The following is a 16,614-nucleotide window of genomic DNA, read 5'->3' on the forward strand; positions in this document are numbered from 1 at the left end:
CGGCGCGACCAGGGCCGACGCCCTCCGCACCAGCACGGCCGTCCGGCCCCGCCCGACCGGCGGGGCCGTGCGTGCGCGGCTCAGTCGGCCCGCACGTCCGCGTGCACGATCTCGAACTCCTCCAGGGCCACGACCGCGACGTGCGCCTTGGCCGCGCCCTCGCGCCGGACGACCGCCTGGCCCGCCCGGGACGCGTCGAGCGCGGCACGGTCCGTGAAGAGCACGCCGGCCATGCCGCGGCCGCGCCCGCGGTCCAGGAACAGGGCCGCTCCGGCGAATCCGGGCAGGACCTCGAGCCGGGGCAGCACGCCCGCGTGGAAGGTGTCGGAGGCCAGGTCCGCGTCCGCGGGCGCGAACTCCAGCCGGGTCAGGCGCATCCCGCCGCCGGTGAGGGGCCGGTGCCCGACGGGGAACACCGTGGCTTCGTAGTTCTCCACGGCCAGGGTCCCGGCGAACGGATGCAGCAGCGCCGGGCGCCGCTCCCGCATCACCTCGTCGCTGTGGTCGCGCGCCTGCGCGGACTCCCACCAGCTGATCGAGAGCAGCGTGCCGAGGCCGCGGTCGACGAAGACACCGGCACCCCGGAAGCCGGGCCGCTCCTCCAGCAGGTCGTGCCCCTGCGTGTTCAGGGACCGGATGGCCGTACCCAGTTGCGCCGGATCGCCGGTCGCGTACACCGTGCGGACGAACAACATGCGTGTCACCTCCCGGAGCCGTGACCGTGCCGGGGCCGACGGCGCCAGACATATCCGGAGAAAACGGTCTCTCCAGTCTTGCCGTGCATACAAATCACCGCAATACGCACGGGATTCGGCGGTTCGCAACCGGAGGCTTGACGGGGACATGCACACGGGTCCACGGTGTACGACACCCAGTAAGGAAACTTTCCTAACAGAAGGGTTCCCCCACAGTGCGCATTCGAACGCTGACCCTCGCCGCGGCCTCCGGGGCCGCCCTGCTCGCCGCCGGAGTGCTCCCCGCGCACGCGTCCTCCGCCCCCTCGGCGAGGTCCGCCCCGACGTCCGCCCAGGAGGGCTCGGTCAGCGCGGCCGACCTACTGGCCAAGGTGAAGTCCTGCTCGCAGATCTCCAACGGCAAGTACAAGACCGACGACGAGACGTCGGCCACGATCCCCGTGTGCGGCAAGAACGGCGCGGTGTTCTGGAAGGCCGACATGGACATCGACTGCGACGGCCAGACCACCACCAACTGCAACAAGAACCGCGACCCCTGGTACCAGGACGACACCGCCTTCCACCAGTCCGACGGCAAGCCGCTGAAGGCGGAGTCGCTGCCGTACGTCGTGGTGCCCAGCTCCAGCAGCATCTGGAACTACTCGAGCGCCGGCATCAAGGGCGGCGGTGTGGTCGCCGTGATCTACAACAACAAGGTGGAGTACGCCGTCGTCGGTGACACCGGCCCCACGAAGATCATCGGCGAGGCGTCGTACGCCACCGCCAAGGCTCTCGGCATCGATCCCGACCCGAAGACCGGCGGAGCCGACTCCGGCGTGACCTACATCCTGTTCAAGAACTCCAAGGTCTCCCCCATCGAGAGCCACAGCGCCGCGGTCTCGCTCGGGGACCAGCTGGCCCAGCAGTTCCTGGCCAATAACTGAGCTGTTCGGTAGGTCAGTTGGGCTGCCCCAGCGGTCGTACGACCACGGTGTTGACGTCGACCCCGGCCGGTTGCCGGATCGCCCAGAGAACCGAGTCGGCGATCTGGTCGGCGGTCAGCAGGTGCCCCGGGGGCAGGCTGCCGAGGCCGTCCCAGAAGGGGGTCTCCACCCGGCCGGGGGCGACCAGCGTCACTCCGATCCCGAACTCCGTGACCTGGCGCCGGGTGTTCTCGGCGAGCCCGGTGACAGCCCATTTGGTGGCGCCGTAGAGATTGCCCGGGGTGTTCACGAAACCGGCGACGCTGCCGACGAGGACGATCCGGCCGCGGGTCTCCTTCAGGGCCTCGACGGAGGCGCGGATGAGCAGGGCCGGGCCGAGGACGTTGGTGAGGACCATCTCGGTCCAGCCCGCCGGGTCGCCGTCTGCGACGGAGTCGTGGGTGGCGAAGCCGGCGTTGGCGACGACGGTGTCCAGTCGGCCGTACACCTTGAGCGTACGGTCGACGGCGTTCTGCATGTCGTCGAACGTCGACGCGTCGCCGGCGACCGTCAGCAGTTCCTCGGGCCGGCCGAGCCCGTCGGCGAAGTCCCGCAGCCGGGACTCGGTACGGCCGGTGACGGTGACGCGGTGTCCGGCGGCCAGCAGCTGCCTGGCGACGGCGGCGCCGATGCCGGTGGCGCCGCCGGTGATGAGTGCGACCGGAGAGTCGTTCACGGGATCCCCCTGTGTGTCGGTGACGCGGGGGAGTTCATCACGTGGAGCGCACTCGAAGTCAACCGCCCGGCCCCTCCCCTGTACCGGCCGCACCGTTACGCCGGCCGCACCGCCCGGTGCACCGTGTGGGCCGCCAGAGCGAACACGTCGGGACGGAGGTGGACACTGCCGGGATCGGTGGGGTCGAGGAGCCGGTCGAAGGTGGCGCGGTCCTCGGCGTCCAGGTCCTCGGCAAAGACCTCGCGGGTACGGGTCAGCGCGGAGACGACGAAGGCGCGCGCCCGCTCCGGCAGGGGGGCGGGCACGTCGAGCAGGAAGCTGCGGGTTCCGGTGTGCTTCAGGCCCGCGGCGCCCAGCAGGGCCGGCCAGTCCTCGGTCACGGCGGCCGCGCCGGGCAGCTCCGCGCGCATCCGGGCGAAGCGGTCCTCCTGGACGGCGTCGAGGCGGGCCTGCAGTCCGGGGCGGCCGAAGCCGATGTCGCGGGGCAGATAGCGGGGCCGCAGGCCGCCCTCCAGGACGGCCAGGGTGCCGCCGGGGGCGAGCCGGGCGCCGAACGCGGCAAGCCCGGCCCTCTGGTCGCCGAGGTGGTGCAGGCTGCGGCTGGCCCACAGCAGGTCCGCCGGGTACTCCAACTCCTTGAGAGAGTAGGGGAGTTCACCGACGATGGTGTCGAAGCGGTCCGCGACGCCCTGGCGGGCGGCCCGGGCACGGGCGTGCTCCAGCAGCGGGGCGGAGCCGTCCGCGGCGACCACCCGGGCGCCGGGGAACGTCTCTGCGAACAGGCAGGCGATCACACCGGGCCCGCTGCCCGCGTCCACGATCAGACCGGGCTCGGTCACGTCCTCGGCCAGCCAGGCGAGGGCGCGCGCATACGCCGGACTGTTCAGCTCGGCCTCCGCCTCCAGCAGCGCCACCATCGCGGCCCAGTCGACGGCGCCGTCGTGGGAGTGCCCCGCGTGGCCCGTGTGCGCGTGGGGCGCGTCATCGCCGTGCCGCCCGTGCTGGTCGTGGTCCGCGTGTGCCATGGTGGTCAGCCTCTCGTTCGGATGCCGCCAGCGTGCGGCGGCACTCCCCGACCAGGCCAGTCCTGTTGCCGGTGTCGCAAAAAAACCGGGTGCGCGGCAGCGGTATCGGCAGCACCATGGGGCCGTGTGGACGATATACAGGTGGAACGCTTCCTCGCCGACGGCTTCGTGAAGATCGAGGGCGCGGTCCCGCCCCGCGTCGCCGAGGACTGCACCCGGCTGCTGTGGCGGGAGACGGGGTACGACCCCGGGGACCCGAGCACCTGGAAGGAGCCAGTGGTACGGCTCGGCGACATGGCGCAGGGGCCGTTCGCCGCCGCGGCCAACGCGGCCGTCCTGCACGAGGCGTTCGATCTGCTGGCGGGCGAGGGCCGGTGGGCGCCGCGCTATTCGCTGGGGACCTTGCCGTTGCGCTTCCCGCACCCCGTGGAGCCGGACGACGCGGGTTGGCACATCGAGGGCAGTTATCTCCCCGAGGGTGAGACCTGGTACTTCACCAATCTGCGCTCACGGGACCGCGCCCTGCTGATGCTCTTCCTGTTCAGCGAGGTGACGCAGGCCGACGCCCCCACCCGAATCCGCGTCGGCTCGCATCTGGACGTGCCGCCGCTGCTGGAGCCGTACGGTGAGGAGGGTGTGTCGGGGCTGGAGATCGCGCCGGCCCTGGAGGAGGCCACGGCCCACCGCCCGCTCGCTTACGCCACCGGCCGGCCCGGTGACGTCTACCTGTGCCATCCGTTCCTGGTCCACGCGGCCCAGCCGCACCACGGCACCCGGCCCCGCTTCATGGCGCAGCCACCGCTGTACCCGGCGGTGCCGTACGAACTGGATCGGGCGGATGGGGCGTACTCGCCGGTCGAGCGCGCGATCCGCCGGGGCCTGGGCCGCTAGCGGCGGGCCCCGGCGGACGGTCACCGCGCCGGTGCTACGGCAGCGGCGGGTAGGCGTTCTGCATCAGCTGCTGGAACTGGGCGGAGAACCAGTGCCCGGAGAGCGGGGCGTCCAGCAGGGCGCCCGACATGTTGTTGCCGTTGCGGGCGTTGCCCGTGTACGTCGGGTCGCACATCCGGTCGAAGCCCTTGCCCTCGTCGTTGGCGATGGCGGTGCTGGAGCCGTCGGACTCCCCCGGCGGCTTCATCCACACATAGGCGTCGATCCCGGCCGCCGGGCCGGCCTGCGGGCGTTCACCGAGGCCGGCGCCGGACTGGTTGCACCAGTTGCCGACGTGGATACGGCGGTCGTAGCGGCCACCGTCGACATAGGCGTCGACGCTGGTCTTCGGGCCCGGACCGGCCGGACGGGCGGTGCCGCCCCAGCCGTTGCGGGAGGTGTCGATCAGCATGCCGATGTCCGAGTCGAAGCCGACCGACACCAGCTCGGTGCGGAAGGCCTGGGCGAAGGACAGCTCGTCGGCGTAGCGGTTCCAGTCCACCCACTTCGACTGGCGGACCGAGGTGCCGTTGACGCTGTCGTCGATCGTGAAGTTGTCCTCCTTCAGGGCGCTGTAGTTCGCGGTGTTGGTGATGAAGCCCTGGACGTCGCCGACCGTCGCGCCCGAGCTGGTGGCCGCCTGCTTGAACACATTCGCGGCGGCGGCGAAGTTGTCGTCCCAGCCGAGCCAGCCGTGGTGGCCGGCGTCGAGGTAGTTGTAGACGTTCGGGATGGCGCCGAGCTTGGCGAGGGCGTAGCCGACGCCCTTCACGTAGTTCCCGTTGGCGAGCATGGTGTCGCACTGGGGCGTGGCGGTGGCGCGGCTGCCGGTGTTGGTGACGAGGTTCGGCAGCGAGTCGATCTCGATCGTGGTGACGATCCTGAGGGAGGCGTACTTGGGGTCGGACAGGATGGCCGCGATCGGGTCGATGAACTGCGACTCGTACCTGTCGATCTCGGTCGGGCCGAGTTCGCCGTTCGAGGCGAGAGCCGCGCAGTCACGTCCCGGCAGGTCGTAGACGACGAGTTGGACGACCTCCTGATCGCTGCCCTGCTGGGCGAGGGCCGCGTCCAGGTGGTCACGCAGGCCCATGCCACCGCTCACGCCGTTGATCGCGGCGATGCGGTCGAGCCAGACGCCGGTCGGCTCGTTGGAGACCCGGGTACCGCCCGGCTCGGCGGCGGCCTTGGCCGACCACTCGGGGTTCACGTACACCTTGGCGCCGGCGTAGGGGTTGTCGACGCGCCCGGAGGTGCCCCCGCCGGTACCGCCGCCCGAGCCGCCTCCCCCGCCGGTGCCGTCGTCGACGTTGCAGGTGACACCGTCGAGGGTGAACGTGGTGGGCAGCGCGTTGGTGCCGCTGTAGGTGCCGTTGAAACCGAAGCCGACCGAGGAGCCGGTCGCCAGGGTGCCGTTGTAGCCCTCGTTGGCGGCGGTGACGTCGCTGCCGCTCTGGCCGATCTGCGCGTTCCAGCCGCTGGTGACCTTCTGGTTGCCGGCGTACGACCACTTCACCGACCAACTCGACTTTGCGGCCGCGTTGTTGGTGACGGTGACGGCGGCGGTGAAGCCGGTGTCCCACTGGTTCTGCACCGCGTAGTCGACGGTACAGGGGACGGCGTCGGCGGCGGCCGAGGCCGGACCGGTGCTGAGCGCCGTCCCGGACGCCCCGGCGACCAGCGCCAGGGCGGCGAGCAGCGGTGTTCTGGTACGACTCATGAGTGCGGGTTTCTTCCCCGAATAGGGAGTCACGGGTTCAGGGCGCGCAGATGGTCGCGCAGCCCGATGCCGTACGCGGTGGGTGTGCCGTCGTAGGCGGAGATCAGGGACGGCCCCGAGGAACAGTCCCAGGTGTTCCAGGTCCAGCCGAGGTAGGACAGGTTCCGGTCGTCGAACCACTTCACGGCCTGGTCGATGAAGCCGTGCGAGCAGGTGTTCTCGCCGATCTCCCCGGCGATCAGCGGCACTTGGGCCGCGACCGGGGCGAGCGTGGAGTTCCAGCAGCTCTCGGACGAGCACGTGTTGAAGTTGTAGCCGTGGTAGGCGGCGGTGAGGTTGCCGACGGGATCCTGTGGTCTGTAGGCGGTCCACTGGCTGAGGTCGTTCGCATACGCCAGCCCTCCGGCCATGATGACGTTCTCGGACCCGGCGTTCCGGATGCTGTCCACGAGATCCTGCATACCGGCGACCTCGTACGGGATCCCTGGGCAGGTCCCGCCGTCCCGCCAGCACCTCCAGGCGGCCGTGACGTCGGAGGTCGCCCGGTCCGGGTAGGGCTCGTTGAACAGGTCGAACACCGGTGCCGGGTCGTCCTTGAAGGTGCTCGCCACGGACGCCCAGAACGAGGGGCCGTACTGCGCGTCGGGCATGGGTTTCTGGCAGGTGGCGTGGACGTCGGAGCAGCCGGCCGAGTTGCCGGTGTACTGGCCGTAGGACCAGTGCAGATCGAGGATCGGGGTCATGCCGTGCGCCTCGACACGGGCCACCAGGTCCTTGACGGCGTTGATGTAGTTGGCACCGCCGTACTCGGGCTTGATGTCGGAAAGACCCAGCCAGCACTCCTCGTTGAGCGGGATACGGACCGCGTTGGCCTTCCAGTCGGCGATCGCCTTGATCGCCGCGTCGTCCACCGGGCCGTCCCAGATGCCGTAGCCCTGCACACACATGAACTCGCCGCCGGAGCGGTTGACACCGAGCAGCCGGTGGGTCGCGCCGACGGCGTCCACGAGGTCGGTGCCGGAGACATGGAGGGCGGGTGCGGTGCCGGGCGTGGCCGGATCCGTCGGCGGCGGTGACGTCGGGGGATCGGAATCGACGTTGCAGGAGGTGCCGTTGAGCTTGAACGTGTTCGGCGTGGTGTTGCTCACCGACCAGTTGGCGAGGAAGCCGGCACTGACGCTGGCGCCGGTGCCGAGGGAGCCGTTGTAGCTCTCGTTCGCCGCGATCACGCCGGTGCCGGACTGGGACCACTTGGCGTTCCAGCCCTGGGTGATCTTCTGGCCGTCGGCGAGGTCGAATGTGAGCAGCCAACTGCTCAGTGCTGACTGGTTGTTGGTGATTTTCACCGACCCCTGGAAGCCGCCCGCCCACTGATCGGTGACCGAGTACTCCACCGTGCACGCGGGCGTGGCCCCCTGGGCCTGCACCACCGGGACGAGCGCGCTCCCGACGAGCGCGACCGCACCGGCGGCGGCTAAAAGTACTGAACGCGGGGGGTGTCGCATGAGCGACTCCTTGCAGTTTGGCGCGCCGTGACAGACGCGTCGACTGATTGGAACCGCTCCCACTGGTGCGAAGGAACGTAGCGCCAAGTGGGCATATTGCCCAGGGGAGTTGCTGACGTCTTCTCAACCGCTGCGGTCGAATCTTTTCGACTCTTCAAACACCTTGACCGCTCACAGGGTCGTCTCCACTATGGGAGCGCTCCCACTGGTTCAAGCCTTGACTTCTCCCGAGCCGCCCACACCGTCGGCCTGGATGCCGTGGCCATGCCGTCCCCGAGGAAGAAGCTCGGGTGCGGGGTCGCGTGCGGGCGCGGGTGCGGGGCGGCTGTCACGTGGCGCGCCTCCCGGGGAGGACGGACGGGGTCACCTCCCAGTCGTCGCCGTCCGCACGGAAGTTGTCGCGGTCCCAGACGAACTCCTGCGCGCCAGCGGGCTTTTGGTAGGCGCGCAGCGCGAACACCGGGTCCGGGCGGGGGTGGTCCTGGCCCGGGAGGCCGGCCAGGCGCGTGGCGAACTCCTCGGTGCGGGCCTCGCCCGGCGGCAGCATGGTGAACCAGCCGCGGCGCAGGTCGGCGATGGTGGCACGCGGGCTGCGGCCCTGACCGACGCCACGGAACGCGGTGTCGCCGGCCGGCCGGAGCCCGTGCCGGCCGGCGTGCGCGGTGACGGAGGCGGCGGCGTCCGGGGCGGGGCGGCGCGGGCGGGAGGCGAGGACGGCGTCGATGTCGCTGCCGACGTCGTGCGCGTCGGCCTTGTCGACGGTGGTGACGTAGACCCCGCCGGGCCGCAGCACACGGGCACACTCGGCGACGATGGCGTGGACGTCCTCGGGGTCCTCCAGCAGGTGCAGCAGCCAGATGCTGGTGACCGCGTGGAAGGTGCCGGCGGGAAAGGGCAGGCGGCGGCTGTCCGCCCGGACGACCGCGCCCGGCAGCCGGGCCCCCGCCCAGCTGACCATGGCGGGGGTGAGGTCGGCGCCGGTCACCCGCAGCGCGGGGCGGTCGGCCGCCAGCCGACGGGTGACGATGCCGGTGCCGCAGGCCACGTCGAGGAGCCGGCCCGGCCCCTCGGGGATCAGGTCGAGCACCGCTCGGGCGGCGGCCCCGGCGCGGGCCTCGCCGCCCCGGGACGCGTCGTAGGCGTCGGCTTCCTTGTCGTAGTCGAGCATGCCCCTCAGTGTGCGCCGTGACCTGGGGCGATGTCCTCCACCCTGCGAGCGAGCGCGAAATCCCTCGCGGTGACGACGCCGCCCGCGCTGTGTGTGTTCACGCTGAGGGCGACGGTGTGATAGCCGAGGGTGAGGTCGGAGTGGTGGTCCAGCTCGTCCTGGACGACGGCGATGTGCATCACGAGCGCCGCCGCCGCGAGGTGCGAGTCGAGCCGGTAGAGGCGGGTGAGGCTGTCGCCGTCCACCGACCAGCCGGGCAGTTCCGCCAGCCGGTCCTCGATCTCCTTCTGCGACAGTGGTTCTACGGCCATGGCCGGGGCTCCCTTCGAGGCGGCGGGACGGACGGGCTACGGGTTCAGCCTGCCACGTCAGCCGCGTGCGTACTCCGCAGCGAGGTCGTCGGCGAGCGCGGCGATCCGGTCCCGGCCCTCCACCCGGGCCACCCAGTCGTGCGGCAGGCCGGTGTCGCCGTACCACGTGCCGAGCAGGTTGCCGCAGATCGAGCCGGTGGAGTCGCTGTCGCCCGAGTGGTTGACGGCCAGCAGCAGGGCCAGCTCGGGGCGGGGCTCGGCGAGCGCGCAGTAGACGCCGATGGCGAGGGCCTGCTCGGCGACCCAGCCCGCGCCGAGGGACTCGACCTTCTCGGCCGTCGGTGCCCCGTCGGCGGCGAGGTCCAGGGCCTCGCGCAGGGCGGCCGTGGTCTCCGTGTGGCCGCGGTACCGCTCCAGCAGCCGCAGTGTGCGCAGCACCGCGCCCTCCAGGGAGTCCCCGGCGACCAGGTGCGCCACGATCGCCGCGAGCGCGCCCGCCGCGTAGTAGCCGGTGGGGTGACCGTGGGTGATCTGGGCGCCGCGCGCCGCCATGTCGAAGGCGGCGTCGGCGGGACCCACCAGGCCGAAGGGGGCCGAGCGCATGACCGTGCCGCAGCCCTTGGAGTCGGGGTTGACCTCGCCCGGGGTGCCGTCGAGCGGAAGTGCGGGGTCGGGCGCGTACCTCTGGGCGACACCGGAGAGACAGGCGTTGCCGGGGGCTCGGCGGGCGTACAGCCAGGCCTCGGTGACGAGACCGCGGGCGGCTGTGCCGGGCCGCGGGACCGGGCCGACGGCCGGCAGGCCGGGCTGCGAGGCCGGGCCGACGGTCGGCAGGCCGGGCTGCGAGGCCGGGCCGACGGTCGGCAGGCCGGGCTGCGAGGCCGGGCCGACGGTCGGCAGGCCGGGCTGCGCGCCGGGGTCGCCGAGCTGCGCCCCCGGCTGCGGGACCAGGCGTGCGGCCGAGGCCCCCGACCGCGAGACGAAGCCGGCGGCCGGACCTCCGGGACGCGTCACCAAGTCCCCGACCGGACCCCCCGGCTGCGTCACCAAGTCCCGGGCCGGACCCCCCGGCTGCGTGGACCGGCCCCCCGCCGGACTCCCCGGCTGCACCGACGCCGGCTGATCAGGCCCGGGCGCCGGCTGGGACTGGGTTTCCAGCCAGCGTTCGTACGCCTGGCGCAGCAGCAGGGGCCAGGCGCCGGCGGTGCCCTTCTCGCGCTGCCGGGCGTGCGCCTGGATCAGGGCCTCGGCGGTGAACAGGGTCATCTGGGTGTCGTCGCTGATCAGGCCTACCGCACCGGAGGCGCCGGGCAGCAGGCCCGTGACGCCGCGTGGGCCGTGGGAGACGCGGATGCGGTCCAGGGAGGCGAACTCCACGGGGTAGCCGAGGGCGTCACCGAGCGCGCCGCCGAGGAGACATCCGCGGACCCTGGCCCGGTACACGGCCGCCGTCTGGAGGGACGGCGTCCGCCACGGCTGCTGCCACGGCTCGTTCATGCGCAACTCCTCGACTACGGTCGGACGTATGGCCATTGTCGCTTCCGGTCCCGCCGCGTCCGCCACCGCCTCCGCCGCCGACAAGGGCGTCGGCCCGCTGCTGCGCGCCTGGCGGGAGCGGCGCCGGATCTCCCAGCTGGAGCTGGCGCTGCGTGCCGACTCCTCCGCCCGGCACATCAGCTTCATCGAGACCGGCCGGTCCCGGCCGAGCGAGGAGATGGTGCTGCGGCTCGCCGAGCATCTGGACGTGCCGGTGCGCGAGCGCAACTCCCTTCTGCTGGCGGCCGGTTACGCCCCGCACTATCCGGAGACCCCGCTGGACGACCCGGCGCTGGACGCGCTGCGCGACGGCATGGAGCGCCTCATCCAGGGCTACGAGCCCTACCCGGCGCTGGTGGTCGACGCCGGGTACACGGTCGTCGCCGCGAACCGGGGCATCGCGATGCTGCTGGACGGCGTGCCGGAGAGGCTGCTGGCCCCGGCGCCGAACGCGATGCGGCTGACCCTGCACCCGCAGGGGCTGGCGCCGCGCATCCGCAATCTGCGCGAGTGGCGCGGGCACCTGCTGGACCAGATGAGGCGGCAGATCGCCCTGGAGCGCTCGGACCAGCTGCGCGCCCTGTACGAGGAGGTGGCGGCCTACCCGGTGCCCGAGGACGCGCCGGACGACGAACCGGCCGAGCCCGTCGCGTACTTCGCACTGCCGATGCGCATCGAGCACGACGGCCGGATCCTGTCGTTCGTGTCGTCGATCTCCACGTTCAACACCCCGATGGACGTCACGGTCGCCGAACTCGCCATCGAGACGTTCCTGCCGGCGGACCCGGCGACCGCCAAATACCTGCACACGCTCGCTGGTTGAGCGCCTTCCCGCCGCCTTCCCGCCGCTTTTCGGCCATCGAGATACCCTCGGACCGGTGTGCGAGAGGCGATCACATGGCAGACTGCCCGGGTACTTAGGCGCGTAGGGGAGGCGTGGCGTGAGTGAGCGGCGGGCTGCGCCCACCGTCGGCCAGGTGGTGCTCGGCAAGCGGTTGCAGGAGCTGCGCGAGGCGTCGGGCCTCAGCCGGGACGAGGCCGCCCGGGTCCTGAGGGTCGCGTCGGCGACCGTACGGCGGATGGAGATGGCCGAGGTCGCGCTGAAGATCCCGTACGTGCAGGTGCTGCTGGACACCTACGGGGTGCCCGAGGAGGAGGCGGCCGCGTTCGTGCGGCTGGCCGAGGAGGCCAACCAGCCGGGCTGGTGGCAGCGGTTCCACGACGTGCTGCCGGACTGGTTCAGCCTGTACGTCAGCCTGGAGGGCGCCGCCCGGATCATCCGCTCCTACGAGCCGCACTTCGTCCCCGGTCTGCTGCAGACCGAGGAGTACGCGCGCGCGGTGATGGAGGCGGGCACGATCGGGCAGACCTCGCCGCAGTCGGTCGAGCGGCATGTGTCGCTGCGTCTGGAGCGGCAGCGACTGCTGGACCGGGACGACCCGCCCCACCTGTGGGTGATCATGGACGAGACGGTGCTGCGGCGCCCGGTGAGCATGCGCGCCCAGGTGATGCGCGACCAGTTGGACCGGCTGCTGGAGTACGCCGAGCGGGACAAGGTCACGCTCCAGATCGCCGAGTTCGCGGCGGGCCCGCATCCGGGGACGTACGCGCCGTTCACGCTGTTCCGGTTCGCCGAGCCGGAGCTGCCGGACATGGTGTTCACCGAGTATCTGACCGGCGCCCTGTATCTGGACTCGCGGCGGGAGGTCGCCGCGCATCTGGAGGTGCTGGACCACATGACGGCGCGGGCCGCGTCGGTCCAGCGCACGCGGACCCTGCTCAGGGAGTTCCGCGCGTCCCTGTGACACCCCGCGCGGACCCGCCCCTGCGGGGGAGGCGGCTGTGACCCGTACGGGTCTGTGCGGAGGTGCGCTCCGGCCCCCGCCCCTAGGTTCGCAGTGACGGGGTGAGCCGAGGGAGCGCACGTGACCGACTCGCAGACACCGCCCAAGGAGCCCGGTGCGGCCCTGCTCGCCGCGGGGCGGTTCTTCCGGCCCGGCACGCTCGCGCCCGATCTGCACAGCATCGCGCTGACCGGCGGGCGGGAGGCGGACGCTTTCTACCGGGACCGGTGGAGCCACGACAAGGTCGTGCACTCCACCCACGGGGTGAACTGCACTGGTTCGTGCCGGTGGAAGGTGTACGTCAAGGACGGCATCATCACCTGGGAGACGCAGGAGACGGACTATCCGTCGGTGGGCCCGGACCGGCCCGAGTACGAGCCGCGCGGCTGCCCTCGCGGCGCCGCGTTCTCCTGGTACACCTACTCCCCCACCCGGGTGCGCTACCCGTACATCCGGGGCGTGCTGCTGGAGATGTACCGCGAGGCCCGGGAGCGGCTGAAGGATCCGGTGCTGGCCTGGGCGGACCTCCAGAACGACCCCGAGCGGCGGCACCGTTACCAGCGGACCCGCGGCAAGGGCGTCTGATGCGGGCGAGTTGGGGCGAGGCGGTGGAGATCGTCGCCGCCGCGCAGGTGCACACCATCAAGACCTACGGCCCGGACCGCATCGCCGGGTTCTCACCGATCCCGGCGATGTCGATGGTGTCGCACGCGGCCGGTGCCCGCTACCACTCGCTGATCGGCGCGCCGATGCTGTCGTTCTACGACTGGTACGCCGACCTTCCGGTGGCCTCCCCGCAGGTGTTCGGCGACCAGACCGACGTGCCGGAGTCGGGCGACTGGTGGGACGCCGCGTATCTGATGATGTGGGGCTCCAACGTCCCCGTGACCCGCACCCCGGACGCCCACTGGATGACGGAGGCCCGCTATCGCGGGCAGAAGGTCGTGGTGGTGTCGCCGGACTACGCGGACAACACCAAGTTCGCCGACGAGTGGCTGCACCCGCACCCCGGCACGGACGGCGCGCTCGCGATGGCCATGGGGCATGTGATCCTCAAGGAGTTCTTCGTCGACCGGGAGACACCGTTCTTCGCGGACTATGTGCGCAAGTTCACCGACCTGCCGTTCCTGGTCACGCTCACCGAGCGGGACGGCGCGTATGTGCCGGCGAAGTTCCTGCGCGCCGCCGACATCGGGCGCAGGAGCGCACGGTCAACGTGCCCAAGACGGAGACCACGGGCATGCGCGGCGGCATCCACAACACGCTCACCCGGCTGCTGCTCAAGCCGTCCCATCTGATCGGCGGTTACGCCCAGTTGTCCTGGGCGTTCAACTACCTGGGCCCGACGGGCAACCAGCGCGACGAGGTGACCGTGATCCGGCGCCGCAGCCAGGAGGTCGAGTACTGATGCGTCCCATGGCCCAGATCGCGATGGTCATGAACCTCGACAAGTGCATCGGATGCCATACCTGTTCGGTGACCTGCAAGCAGGCATGGACCAACCGGCGCGGCATGGAGTACGTCTGGTTCAACAACGTCGAGACCCGCCCGGGGCAGGGCTATCCGCGCCGCTGGGAGGACCAGGAGACCTGGCGCGGGGGCTGGGAGGTGACCTCGGCTGGCGCTACCGCTACGACAAGTACGGCTGGACCACTCGGTCCTCGCAGGTGTACGAGTCACGGCTGCTGAACATCGCCTCGCCGGTGTTCCACCACGGCATCCTGTTCGTGCTCGCCGGACATGTCATCGGCCTGTTCGTGCCGACGTCCTGGACGGAGTCCCTCGGCGTGAGCGAGCACACGTACCACCTGTTCTCGCTGTACGGGGGGACGGCGGCCGGGGTGCTGACGGTCGCCGGCATCGTACTGCTCGTCTACCGGCGCCGCACCCGCGCCCCGGTCTTCCGGGCGACGACCGGCAACGACAAGGCGATGTACGTGCTGCTGGTCGGGGCGACCGTGCTGGGCATGACCGCCAAGCTGTCGCACGCCTCCGGCAACGGCTACGACTACCGCGAGACGATCGCCCCGTGGGCCCGCTCGCTGTTCACGCTCCAGCCGAAGACGCGTCTGATTGAGGGCGTGCCGGTGCTGTTCCAGGTGCACGCGGTCATCGGCATGGTGCTGATCGCGTTCGTGCCGTACAGCCGCCTGGTGCACATGTTCAGCGCGCCGGTGCGGTATCTGTTCCGGCCGTACGTCGTGTACCGCACCCGGGATCCGCGGCAGCTGGGTCCGCGCCCCGAGCGGCGGGGCTGGGAGCGGCTCGGGGGTTAGGCCGCGCCCCCCTTGGTGTCCCGGTCCTCGTCCACGATCTCCGCGTCCACCACGTCGTCCGCGTCGGCGTCCGCCTCCGCCTGCGGAGTGCTGTCCTGCGGGTCGCTCTGGCCACCGGTGGAGGCGGCCGCGTACATCGCCTGTCCCATCCGCTGGCTGACCGTGGCGAGCTTCTCCACCCCGGTGCGCAGGGCGGTGGTGTCGGCGTTCCGCTCCAGCAGGGCCTTCAGCTCCGCGACGGCCGCCCCGACCTCGTCGCGGGTGTCGGCGGGGACGCGGTCGTGGTTGTCACGGACGAACTTCTCGGTCTGGTAGACGAGTTGTTCGGCCTGGTTGCGGGTCTCGGCGGCCTCGCGGCGTTCCCGGTCCTCCTCGGCGTACTGCTCGGCCTCCCGCATCATCCGGTCGATGTCGTCCTTGGGCAGGGCCGAGCCGCCGGTGACGGTCATCTTCTGCTCGCGGCCCGTCGCGAGGTCCTTCGCGGAGACGTGCATGATGCCGTTGGCGTCGATGTCGAAGGCCACCTCGATCTGCGGGACGCCGCGCGGGGCGGGCGGCAGTCCGGTGAGGTCGAAGACGCCGAGCTTCTTGTTGTAGGCGGCGATCTCGCGTTCGCCCTGGTAGACCTGGATGCCGACCGAGGGCTGGTTGTCGGTGGCGGTGGTGAAGATCTCCGAACGCCGGGTGGGGATCGTGGTGTTGCGCTCGATCAGCTTGGTCATGATGCCGCCCTTGGTCTCGATGCCGAGGGACAGCGGGGTGACGTCGAGGAGCAGGACGTCCTTGCGCGCAGGACGCCCGCCTGCAGAGCGGCGCCGACGGCGACCACCTCGTCGGGGTTGACGCCCTTGTGCGGGTCCTTGCCGGTGAGTTCGCGCACCAGGTCGGTGACGGCCGGCATCCGGGTGGAGCCGCCGACGAGGATGACGTGGTCGATCGCGGACAGCTGGATCCCGGCGTCCCGCACGGCCTGGTGGAAGGGCTGCTTGCAGCGGTCGAGCAGGTCGGCGGTCAGCTCCTGGAACTGGGCCCGCGTCACCTTCTCCTCCAGGTGCAGCGGGCCCGCCGCCGAGGCGGTGATGTAGGGCAGGTTGATGGTCGTCTCCGAGGACGACGACAGTTCGATCTTGGCCTTCTCGGCGGCCTCCCGCAGCCGCTGCACGGCCATCTTGTCAGCGCCCAGGTCGATGCCGTTGTTCCCCTTGAACCGCTTCACCAGATGGTCGACGACCCGCTGGTCCCAGTCGTCGCCGCCCAGCTGCGTGTCGCCGTTGGTGGCCTTCACCTCGATGACGCCGTCGCCGATCTCCAGCAGGGACACGTCGAAGGTGCCGCCGCCGAGGTCGAAGACCAGGACCGTCTGCTCCTCGCCCCGGTCCAGGCCGTAGGCGAGGGCGGCCGCGGTCGGCTCGTTGATGATCCTGAGCACCTTCAGGCCGGCGATCTCGCCGGCCTCCTTGGTGGCCTGCCGCTGGGCGTCGTCGAAGTACGCGGGCACGGTGATCACCGCGTCCGAGACGTCCTCGCCGAGGTAGGCCTCCGCGTCCCGCTTCAGCTTCTGCAGCACCCGCGCCGACAGCTCCTGCGCACGCAGCCGCGAGCCGTCGACCGTACCGCTGTCCGGGAAGCGCCAGCCGGCGTCGCCCATGTGCCGTTTCACCGAGCGGGCGGTGCGCTCCACGTTCGTCACGGCCTGCCGTTTGGCGACCTCGCCGACCAGCACCTCCCCGTTCTTCGCGAACGCCACCACCGACGGCGTGGTCCGCGCGCCCTCCGCGTTGGTGACGACGGTGGGCTCGCCGCCCTCCAGGAGGGCCACCACCGAGTTCGTCGTCCCTAGATCGATCCCGACCGCACGTGCCATGATCCGTCCCCTTCCGCCAGGGCGTCCTTCGGCACTATCAGCAGAAAACGCGCGTACGCGCGTGTCAATGCCGGGGATACGCGGGTGCCCGGGAACGGCGAT

13 protein-coding genes and 5 pseudogenes are annotated in these 16,614 nt (G+C 71.3%); 8 read left to right on the forward strand and 10 right to left on the reverse strand.

All coding sequences use genetic code 11. The features are described 5' to 3' along the window. Positions 1-80: 80 nt before the first annotated feature. A complete protein-coding gene (locus ADK64_RS24350; protein ID WP_234384686.1) occupies positions 81-695 on the reverse strand; it encodes a hypothetical protein in 615 nt (204 codons plus the stop codon). Positions 696-910: 215 nt separating this feature from the next. Between ADK64_RS24350 and ADK64_RS24355 the strand changes: the two genes are divergently transcribed. Next, positions 911-1,618, forward strand: coding sequence for a glycoside hydrolase family 75 protein (locus ADK64_RS24355; protein ID WP_053661969.1), 708 nt, complete (start codon positions 911-913; stop codon positions 1,616-1,618). A 13-nt stretch (positions 1,619-1,631) separates the two neighbouring features. Here the strand turns inward: ADK64_RS24355 and ADK64_RS24360 are convergent, their stop codons facing one another. Beyond that, complete coding sequence (locus ADK64_RS24360) at positions 1,632-2,333, reverse strand: SDR family oxidoreductase (protein ID WP_053661970.1); 702 nt, start codon at positions 2,331-2,333, stop codon at positions 1,632-1,634. Positions 2,334-2,428: 95 nt separating this feature from the next. After that, entirely contained in the window at positions 2,429-3,358 is a 930-nt protein-coding gene (locus ADK64_RS24365; RefSeq protein WP_053661971.1) for a class I SAM-dependent methyltransferase, read from the reverse strand. Positions 3,359-3,484: 126 nt separating this feature from the next. On the opposite strand from ADK64_RS24365, the gene ADK64_RS24370 reads away from it, so the two are divergent. After that, positions 3,485-4,249, forward strand: a complete 765-nt coding sequence (locus ADK64_RS24370) for a phytanoyl-CoA dioxygenase family protein (protein WP_053661972.1) — start codon at positions 3,485-3,487, stop codon at positions 4,247-4,249. 34 nt (positions 4,250-4,283) lie between these two features. Here ADK64_RS24370 and ADK64_RS24375 read toward each other — a convergent pair whose 3' ends face one another. The 6 genes and pseudogenes from ADK64_RS24375 to ADK64_RS49085 all read right to left on the reverse strand — a co-directional run. Beyond that, entirely contained in the window at positions 4,284-6,008 is a 1,725-nt protein-coding gene (locus ADK64_RS24375) for a glycoside hydrolase family 6 protein (RefSeq protein ID WP_053661973.1), read from the reverse strand. 29 nt (positions 6,009-6,037) lie between these two features. Beyond that, positions 6,038-7,513: a cellulase family glycosylhydrolase gene (locus ADK64_RS24380; protein WP_078992809.1), complete on the reverse strand. Its 1,476-nt coding sequence runs from the start codon at positions 7,511-7,513 to the stop codon at positions 6,038-6,040. A 328-nt stretch (positions 7,514-7,841) separates the two neighbouring features. Next, complete coding sequence (locus tag ADK64_RS24385; protein WP_078992810.1) at positions 7,842-8,681, reverse strand: class I SAM-dependent methyltransferase; 840 nt, start codon at positions 8,679-8,681, stop codon at positions 7,842-7,844. A gap of 5 nt (positions 8,682-8,686) precedes the next feature. Then, positions 8,687-8,992, reverse strand: coding sequence for a 4a-hydroxytetrahydrobiopterin dehydratase (locus ADK64_RS24390; RefSeq protein WP_053661975.1), 306 nt, complete (start codon positions 8,990-8,992; stop codon positions 8,687-8,689). Between the two features lie 57 nt (positions 8,993-9,049). After that, positions 9,050-9,748 (reverse strand): annotated as a pseudogene (locus ADK64_RS49080) (ADP-ribosylglycohydrolase family protein); the annotation flags it as partial. Between the two features lie 432 nt (positions 9,749-10,180). After that, positions 10,181-10,525 (reverse strand): annotated as a pseudogene (locus ADK64_RS49085) (ADP-ribosylglycohydrolase family protein); the annotation flags it as partial. Between ADK64_RS49085 and ADK64_RS24405 the strand changes: the two are divergent. The 6 genes and pseudogenes from ADK64_RS24405 to narI all read left to right on the forward strand — a co-directional run bounded on the left by ADK64_RS24405 (position 10,518) and on the right by narI (position 14,648). Beyond that, positions 10,518-11,351, forward strand: a complete 834-nt coding sequence (locus ADK64_RS24405) for a helix-turn-helix domain-containing protein (protein ID WP_053661976.1) — start codon at positions 10,518-10,520, stop codon at positions 11,349-11,351. The pseudogene ADK64_RS49085 and the gene ADK64_RS24405 sit on opposite strands and share 8 nt — an antisense overlap. Before the next feature lie 118 nt (positions 11,352-11,469). Further along, positions 11,470-12,333 (forward strand): helix-turn-helix domain-containing protein, encoded by an 864-nt coding sequence (locus ADK64_RS24410; RefSeq protein WP_053661977.1) that lies wholly within the window; start codon positions 11,470-11,472, stop codon positions 12,331-12,333. A gap of 120 nt (positions 12,334-12,453) precedes the next feature. Beyond that, positions 12,454-13,571, forward strand: a pseudogene (locus ADK64_RS24415) (molybdopterin-dependent oxidoreductase); the annotation flags it as partial. 41 nt (positions 13,572-13,612) lie between these two features. Further along, positions 13,613-13,780, forward strand: coding sequence for a hypothetical protein (locus ADK64_RS46085; protein ID WP_159046323.1), 168 nt, complete (start codon positions 13,613-13,615; stop codon positions 13,778-13,780). Further along, positions 13,780-13,998: pseudogene (narY, locus tag ADK64_RS47500) on the forward strand (nitrate reductase subunit beta); the annotation flags it as partial. The gene ADK64_RS46085 and the pseudogene narY, both read left to right, overlap by 1 nt. Next, positions 13,944-14,648: a respiratory nitrate reductase subunit gamma gene (gene narI, locus ADK64_RS24420; protein WP_053662031.1), complete on the forward strand. Its 705-nt coding sequence runs from the start codon at positions 13,944-13,946 to the stop codon at positions 14,646-14,648. The pseudogene narY and the gene narI, both read left to right, overlap by 55 nt. Here narI and dnaK read toward each other — a convergent pair. Next, positions 14,645-16,512 (reverse strand): annotated as a pseudogene (gene dnaK / locus ADK64_RS24425) (molecular chaperone DnaK). The gene narI and the pseudogene dnaK overlap by 4 nt on opposite strands. Between the last annotated feature and the right edge of the window lie 102 nt (positions 16,513-16,614).

It is taken from the genome of Streptomyces sp. MMG1121 (assembly GCF_001280015.1).
Taxonomy (GTDB): domain Bacteria; phylum Actinomycetota; class Actinomycetes; order Streptomycetales; family Streptomycetaceae; genus Streptomyces.

What these genes read in the sequence shown, in the direction of transcription:
- ADK64_RS24350 (WP_234384686.1), bottom strand. Translation starts at nt 695, where the DNA reads ATGTTGTTCGTCCGCACGGTGTACGCGACCGGCGATCCGGCGCAACTG.
- ADK64_RS24365 (WP_053661971.1), bottom strand. Translation starts at nt 3,358, where the DNA reads ATGGCACACGCGGACCACGACCAGCACGGGCGGCACGGCGATGACGCG.
- ADK64_RS24375 (WP_053661973.1), bottom strand. Translation starts at nt 6,008, where the DNA reads ATGAGTCGTACCAGAACACCGCTGCTCGCCGCCCTGGCGCTGGTCGCC.
- ADK64_RS24380 (WP_078992809.1), bottom strand. Translation starts at nt 7,513, where the DNA reads ATGCGACACCCCCCGCGTTCAGTACTTTTAGCCGCCGCCGGTGCGGTC.
- ADK64_RS24385 (WP_078992810.1), bottom strand. Translation starts at nt 8,681, where the DNA reads ATGCTCGACTACGACAAGGAAGCCGACGCCTACGACGCGTCCCGGGGC.
- ADK64_RS24390 (WP_053661975.1), bottom strand. Translation starts at nt 8,992, where the DNA reads ATGGCCGTAGAACCACTGTCGCAGAAGGAGATCGAGGACCGGCTGGCG.
- ADK64_RS24405 (WP_053661976.1), top strand. Translation starts at nt 10,518, where the DNA reads ATGGCCATTGTCGCTTCCGGTCCCGCCGCGTCCGCCACCGCCTCCGCC.
- ADK64_RS46085 (WP_159046323.1), top strand. Translation starts at nt 13,613, where the DNA reads ATGCGCGGCGGCATCCACAACACGCTCACCCGGCTGCTGCTCAAGCCG.